This is a genomic window from Mucilaginibacter sp. (assembly GCF_041660805.1).
In the GTDB taxonomy this organism is placed as follows: Bacteria; Bacteroidota; Bacteroidia; order Sphingobacteriales; family Sphingobacteriaceae; genus Mucilaginibacter.
The window spans coordinates 267,686-274,622 of the sequence record NZ_JBAZVP010000005.1 but is presented as its reverse complement, the minus strand read 5'-3'; the positions used below and the strand labels follow the sequence as shown (position 1 = coordinate 274,622).

7 protein-coding genes are annotated in these 6,937 nt (G+C 46.7%); all 7 read right to left on the bottom strand.

Features of this window, described 5'->3' with window-relative positions; genetic code table 11:
• Positions 1-107 precede the first annotated feature (107 nt).
• The 7 genes from WC743_RS10220 to WC743_RS10190 all read right to left on the bottom strand — a co-directional run bounded on the left by WC743_RS10220 (position 108) and on the right by WC743_RS10190 (position 6,932).
• Positions 108-551 carry a protein-disulfide reductase DsbD domain-containing protein gene (locus tag WC743_RS10220; protein ID WP_373011872.1) on the bottom strand — a complete coding sequence of 148 codons (444 nt, stop codon included), beginning with the start codon at positions 549-551 and terminating at the stop codon, positions 108-110.
• A gap of 29 nt (positions 552-580) precedes the next feature.
• Entirely contained in the window at positions 581-1,093 is a 513-nt protein-coding gene (gene msrB, locus WC743_RS10215; protein ID WP_373011871.1) for a peptide-methionine (R)-S-oxide reductase MsrB, read from the bottom strand.
• A 4-nt stretch (positions 1,094-1,097) separates the two neighbouring features.
• The gene (msrA, locus tag WC743_RS10210) at positions 1,098-1,736 is read right to left on the bottom strand and encodes a peptide-methionine (S)-S-oxide reductase MsrA (RefSeq protein WP_373011870.1); all 639 of its coding nucleotides are present in this window, start codon (positions 1,734-1,736) and stop codon (positions 1,098-1,100) included.
• Between the two features lie 24 nt (positions 1,737-1,760).
• Complete coding sequence (locus WC743_RS10205; RefSeq protein WP_373011869.1) at positions 1,761-2,885, bottom strand: redoxin domain-containing protein; 1,125 nt, start codon at positions 2,883-2,885, stop codon at positions 1,761-1,763.
• Between the two features lie 6 nt (positions 2,886-2,891).
• Positions 2,892-4,592, bottom strand: a complete 1,701-nt coding sequence (locus WC743_RS10200; RefSeq protein WP_373011868.1) for a protein-disulfide reductase DsbD family protein — start codon at positions 4,590-4,592, stop codon at positions 2,892-2,894.
• A 184-nt stretch (positions 4,593-4,776) separates the two neighbouring features.
• Complete coding sequence (locus tag WC743_RS10195) at positions 4,777-6,243, bottom strand: histidine kinase dimerization/phospho-acceptor domain-containing protein (RefSeq protein ID WP_373011867.1); 1,467 nt, start codon at positions 6,241-6,243, stop codon at positions 4,777-4,779.
• The gene (locus WC743_RS10190; protein WP_373011865.1) at positions 6,240-6,932 is read right to left on the bottom strand and encodes a response regulator transcription factor; all 693 of its coding nucleotides are present in this window, start codon (positions 6,930-6,932) and stop codon (positions 6,240-6,242) included. The genes WC743_RS10195 and WC743_RS10190 overlap by 4 nt, the downstream gene beginning before the upstream one ends.
• Positions 6,933-6,937 lie beyond the last annotated feature (5 nt).

Genomic DNA, 6,937 nt, shown 5'->3' with positions numbered 1-6,937 from the left:
GCAGGTCTGCCCGAGCCGCATATATTGCGGCGGTATAGCCTGCCGGGCCTGATCCGATGATCAGGCATTTAACGTGTTCAGTTGCTGATGACATTTTATTATGAAGTTTATAGCTTGATCGAAAAATCCAGGTTCTCTGGCGGCAGGCATTTTTTGTCATTACAGGTCATGAATTCCAGTTTACCATGCAAGACCCCTGTCCCCGACTTCAAGCGGATCTTTTGCTGAAAGATAACAGAGCGCTCAAAGTAAGACACCTTCATATTGAAGGCACTCTCGAACTTGGTATGTGGCTGCGGCTGACTGGTTTTCCCGATCAGCGCATAGTCCGCGCCGGGCAGAAAAGTGAAGGAGGTTTTTATCGGGCCGCCTTCTTTCTGATCCAGTGAATAAATATGCCAGCTGTTCTGTATATCAGCCTTTAAAAAGACGGTCGCTTCGGTGTTACTTTCCTTTTTTATGGCAAACGACCATTTAACGGGCTTCTCGATCTGGCTGAAGGCCTGCGATCCGATCAGGACGGCGGCTATCATTAATAGAATTTTTTTCATTTGTTGTAATTTTAAAATAGGTTCGTTATTTATTTATCCGGCTGAAATTCCAGCGATACCGAGTTCATGCAATACCTTTTGTAAGTGGGTGGCGGGCCGTCGTCAAAAATGTGGCCCAGGTGCGAACTGCAGCGGGCGCAGTTCACCTCTGTCCTGTCCAAACCATGCGACTGGTCCTCATGATAAATTACACTGTTCTTACGGGTTGGTTCAAAAAAACTGGGCCAACCGCAGGTGCTGGAGAATTTAGCATCTGACCGGAAAAGCTGATTGCCACAAACTGCACAGTAATAAGTGCCTTTGGCGTTGGCATTCCAGAATTTCCCGGTAAAGGGCTTTTCAGTTGCTTGTTCCCGGGCGGTCGCATACAGCCCCGAAGGAAGGATCCTTTTCCATTCGGTGTTGGACACATTCAGTTTTTTAGTATCCGTATTGGAATAGTAGGGATTATTCCCATGCCCGCTTGATGACTTCAGGTTTTGCGCAAATGCGCCGCCGGTGATGGCGAATAACAAAACCGCTATGATGATAACTGATCTCATGCTCTTATTTTTTAGCAATTTTTAATTTATTGGCGAATGCTTTTCTGAATTTTTCCAGCTCGGGCTGTATGACATACTTGCAATAAGGTGCATCACCGTTTCTGCTAAAATAATCCTGGTGATATCCTTCTGCCTTGTAGAAAACGCTAAAGGGTGCGACCTGGGTCACTACCGGTTTTGGATAAGCTTTTTCCTCGTTGATCTTTTTAATATAATACTCCGATTTTTGCTTTTGAACGGCATTATGGTAAAAAACGGCGGAACGGTATTGTGTGCCTACATCATTTCCCTGGCGGTTTAACTGGGTAGGATCGTGAACGGTAAAGAACACCTGTAATAGCTCATCAAAGCTGATCTGGGTTGGGTCATATACGATATTACAGGCTTCGGCGTGACCGGTCGTACCGGTACAAACCTGCTCATAGGTTGGATTGGCGGTATGTCCCCCGATAAAGCCGGATGTGACTTTTACCACACCGCGCAGTTCTTTGAATTTGGCTTCTGTACACCAGAAGCAGCCTGTCGCCAGGGTAGCGGTGTCCAGCCTTGCAGCTTTAGCATTTCCCTTTTCTCGAGGCGGTGACGCGAAAGCAGAACAGGCGGTTGTTACAGATAACAGGATATAACATATGATCTTTTTCATCTTTTTATGTATGGAGTTTAATTATTATTGTTGGATAGTTTTATTCAGAAAATCTGCAAGGTCTGTTCCCCGCACATTTTTGGCAATGATCTTTCCCTGCGGATCGATAATAAAATTGGAAGGAATGGCCCGGATCTGGTAAAGTTGTTCTGCCGTTCCTTCAAAACTCTTCAGGTCTGAAGCCTGGGCCCATCCCAGATGGTCGTCGTTGACGGCCTTTTGCCAGGCGGCCTTATCCATATCCAGAGAAACACCGAGTATATCGAGCCCTTTTCCGTGAAACCTTTGATACTGGGTTAAAACATTGGGATTTTCCTGCCGGCAGGGTACGCACCAGGAGGCCCAAAAATCGATCATCACATATTTGCCTTTATAATCGGATAACCTTATCCGTTTATTGTCGATGCTGCTGATGGTAAAATCAGGTGCCGGGTGGCCCACAGACAAGGGTTTCGCCTTGGCCATCGCTGCAACAAAGCTATGCACCACAGGGTTCTTGTTTAATGCGCCGTTGTCCCGAACGTCATCCGCATACGCGATGAGCTGCTGTTCATATTTTACCGGATCCAGCGCTGTTGCGGCATAAAAGGCAGCAAGGGATCCTTTATTATCTTCGATAAATTTCAATACGGCATTACTGTAATTAGACAGATTTTTTTGGAAGACAGGCATATAGATCTTCAAAAGCGAATCGGGTCGCTGGCCGCTTACTTGTGATCTTTGCTGAAACTCGGCAACCACCTTATTGTTCCTGTCTGTGTAAGCCTTGCTAAATTCATTAAATGCCTTGACCTGTTGGGAGGCGTCTGAGCCGCTGACGGTATAAGCGTGATGTCTGTCATTAAGATCAGTATGGAATTCAATGTCATCGCCATTACCGGCGATGAGGTCAAATTGGTTGCTATCGGTCTTTAGCTTATACAGGTCTGTGTAGGCCGAACTTCTTTTAAGTTCGAAACTGCCGTCACCCATTAAGCGGACTGAATCAACCACTTTAAATTGAGCGGTGCTGTCGGCCTGCAAAAGGAAAATGAAGCCTCTCTTAGCCGGATGTAGGATCGTTCCGTTGATCGTGAACGTGGTGTTATCCTTGCACGAAAACAGAAAAGCGCTTATCATCAGGCCGGGTATGATTAGTTTATTTTTCATGATCCATTATTGGTTATTAAAATGATCTAAGCCGGATCGCAGGTAGTTGTAATAAGCGTCCGGGTCATAATCGGCGCCTTCCGGTGTGACCAGCGGCGTTTCAGTTGCGGGGTTCAGCAATACATAATAAGGCTGTGAGTTGGTGTTGAATTTGGTGGCCTGGATGTCACTGTTGAGCGCTCCGATACTGGTCACCTTCCTGTGACTGAAACTGCTGACGTATTGTTCGTTTGCAGGAAGCTTGGTTTTATCGTCCACATAAAGCTGGATCAGCACATAGCTGTCTTTCAGCAATGGCAGTATCTTTTTATCCGGCCATACGGTCGCTTCCATTTTACGGCAGTTCACACAAGCATGTCCGGTAAAATCAATGATAACCGGTTTGTTCACTTTTTGCGCATAAGCAATACCCTCTTTGTAGTCGAAGAAGGGGTTTAGGTTCAAAGGTTTGTCAAATAGGTTCGCATACTTATGCGGGGTCTGGTCTTCAGGCACTGCACCGGTGACATTACTGTTGCCGCCTGATAAAGTCGGCGTGTACAGATCAAAGTCCTGGCCGGATTGTGGCGGTAAAAAAGCGGCGATTGATTTCAATGGCGCCCCCCACAAGCCCGGCACCATATAGACGGAAAAAGACAAAACTATAATAGCGAGGAAAAGCCTTGGTACAGAGATATAGGCAACGTCGCTGTCATGACTGAATTTTAGTTTACCCAACAGGTAGAAACCCGTCAATGCAGCGATCACGATCCACAGTACCAGGAAAACTTCGCGGTCAAACAGATGCCAATGGTAAGTTAAGTCCACATTGCTCAGGAACTTTAAAGAAAGCGCCAGTTCCAGAAAGCCCAGGAAAACCTTAACGCTGTTCAACCAGCCGCCCGATTTTGGGAGGTTGTTCAACCAGGAAGGGAACAATGCGAATAATACAAATGGAAATGCCAGGGCGATAGAAAAGCCTAGCATCCCAACTGCCGGGCCCAGCCGAGCCCCTGAGGTTGCTGCCTGCACCAATAGTGTGCCGATGATCGGCCCGGTACAACTAAAAGAAACCAAAGCAAGCGCGGCTGCCATGAAAAATATGCCGGCAAATCCCTTCTTTTCGGTGTTTTCTTCGGCTTTATTCGCCCATTTATTCGGCAGGGTTATTTCAAATGCACCAAAAAAGGACGCAGCGAACACCACTAACAACAGGAAGAAAACAAAGTTGAATATCCCGTTCGTCGAAAGGGCATTTAAAGCATCCGCCCCAAAGATCACGGTGATCAGCATGCCCAGGCCTACATAGATCAGGATGATGGAAAGACCATAAACGACCGCATCCAGGATCCCCTTTCTGGGATCGCTGTGCCGCTTGGTAAAAAAGCCGACAGTAAGCGGCAACATCGGGAAGATACAAGGAAGCAATAAAGCCGCCAGCCCGCCAACAAACCCCGCTATGAATATGGTCCATAAACTGAGTGGCGCGTTTGCAGAAGCTGCGGGCACTTGAACTTTCGGCGATGCATTCTTCGAAGCGTTTGATCGTACCGTAGCCGTCGCCTGGGTATCGGCGTCATCCGTAGTAATTGGCGTGAATTGTAAGTCGGATGTACTAACGGAATCAGCCTGAACGGAAGGGCTTGCAACAACCTTAACGGATAGCAGGCAAAACAATACCAGTAATACCGGTAGTTTTTTGAGGAGAATTATACTGATTTTTTTCATGAGCGTAGCTGAAAACTTTATGTCTCCAAAACTCGCTCATTAAGGCCTTACAAGTTATCACAGAAGTATAACGTATCCTCCGTTTATGGTACTTTTTTTAGTTATTTGTTATATAAAATATCGCACAAAATCGAGGCAATCAGCCATTCGAATGCCCCATTTCGTATTCCAGGAATCAGCTGCCTCAGGATATTGATCTTATGTAACTATCCATAATAACCGTAAAGCAGTTAGCGTTTTTTTTCTCCGCCTCGAAGTAGGCAAAGCTGAAATTGTGCAAACGCAGCATCCGTTTGACGAGGGCGAGTCCCAATCCGGCCTCTCTGGGCCTTTTAATGGTATCTTCCCCGGTATCATCATTGATCCAGTCTGAGAGTTGTAGCGACAGCAGGGCGCCGCTATTTTCTATTCGCATGATAAGATGCCCGGTTTCACGGGATAAAGCGATCCTGATATAGCCGTTCTCATCGGTGTACTTCAATGCGTTCTCTAGCAAGTTTTGAAGAACCCTTTCCATCATGCTGATATCAGCGTCGATCAGTGTGCTGTCTTCACAGTTTTCACAATCGATCCGGATAGTTTTGGATCTTGCCTGTAATTCAGTTCCGCGGATGATCTCCTGCAATACTTCTGAAAACACAAAGGGTTCTTTTTGCGGCGTAAAGTCAACGGATTCCATCCTGGAGAGCTCAAAAAGCTGCAACACTAACTTTTCTACCTGCATCATTTTGTTCAGTGCCATTTCAAGATGGCTTTCCTGTTCCGGCCTGCTGATGCTGCCGTCGATCAACAAGGTTTCGGTATAGCCCCTTGCGACCGCCAAAGGCGTGCGCAGGTCATGCGAGATATTGGCCAGAAAGATTCTGCGCTCGCCTTCCAGCAGCTTTAGTTTGGTAAAATTATCGTCCAGCATCGCCACCATTTTATTAAAAGCATCGGCAATAGGAAAAAACTCGTCCTTCTCGCCGATGGTAAACCTGACATTCAGGTTGCCATCCCGGAACTGGTCGAGTATATGAATCACGTGGTTGTACCGCTTTTGCAGACGCGACGTATAAAAAAAGCTAAAGACGACGGTTGCCAGAATGATAATAAAAAACATTTTTGTCGCCCAGCCGCCGATCTGGGACTTAAATACGAATTCTGCTACACTGCGATATTCCATGCCGGCGAGGATCACATAAATATAACCGACCTTCTGGTCATGAAAGTTTACCGGGGCCGCTGAGAAGATCTTTGGCGTACCGGGATCTCTTGGATCGGCATTCTTGATCAGGTGCAGGTTATCGCTTAGATAGGTTTCGATCTTATCCACCGGCACCTTCCGTTCTTTGATCAGCGAGTCCGGCGCGTAATAATATTTGACGTTGCCCATCGTATCCAGAAAATAGACCTCCGTGTTCGGGCTGATAATCATCGTGCTGTTAAAAACTGAATCTGCCTTGTTATGGTCAATACCTTCTTTGGAATAAGGTTCGGAAAGTTTAGCGATATGTCCGGCGATGTCCTTATTCAGCAATTGCGTACTAGCCTGATAATAGTCGCTGGTCGCATTATAGGTGACGACAACAAATAGCACACCCAACGTCGTGATGACGATAAAGATCAAGAGCCCAAGCCGCGAAAAAATACCTGTGAATCTCTTTCTCATCCGATAAATCTATAGCCGATGCCCCAGCTGGTCAATATATATTCCGGTTGATCCAAATTAGTCTCTATTTTGATCCTGAGCCGGTTGATGTGTGCTGTCACCGTATGTTCATACCCGGAAAATGTATATCCCCAAACCTGTTCGAGCAATTCCTGCCGCGTAAAGGCCTTGCCGGGATTGGAGGCCAATAAAACAAGCAGGTCGAATTCTTTTGGTGTTAGTTCCAGGCGGTCGCCCTTTAAGGAAGCCTTTCTTAAATTGAGGTCAACGGCTAGATCTTTGACCACGATCTCTTTTTGGGGCTCAGCCATCTGTTGGGGCGCTTGTTCGGACCGCCTGATAAGCGCTTTTGTACGGGCCATCAGCTCCCGGACACCGAAAGGCTTGGTCACATAATCATCTGCGCCGAGTTCCAGGGCGAGCACCTTATCGATCTCTTCTGATTTTGAAGTAAGTATAAGGATAGCGCCGGCAACCTTATGATCCCTGATACCTTTGCAAACCTCCATACCTTCCAGATCCGGCAGGGTCAGGTCCAGTATAACCAGGTCGTAATTACCGGTCAACGCTTTCTCCAGGCCATCGGCACCACTGGCGGTAGCCGTAAGCGCATAATTTGGTTCCTTATAATGTAACTGTAATAGCCGGGTGATCTCAGGATCGTCCTCAACTAATAAAATATGCTTCATTTGTT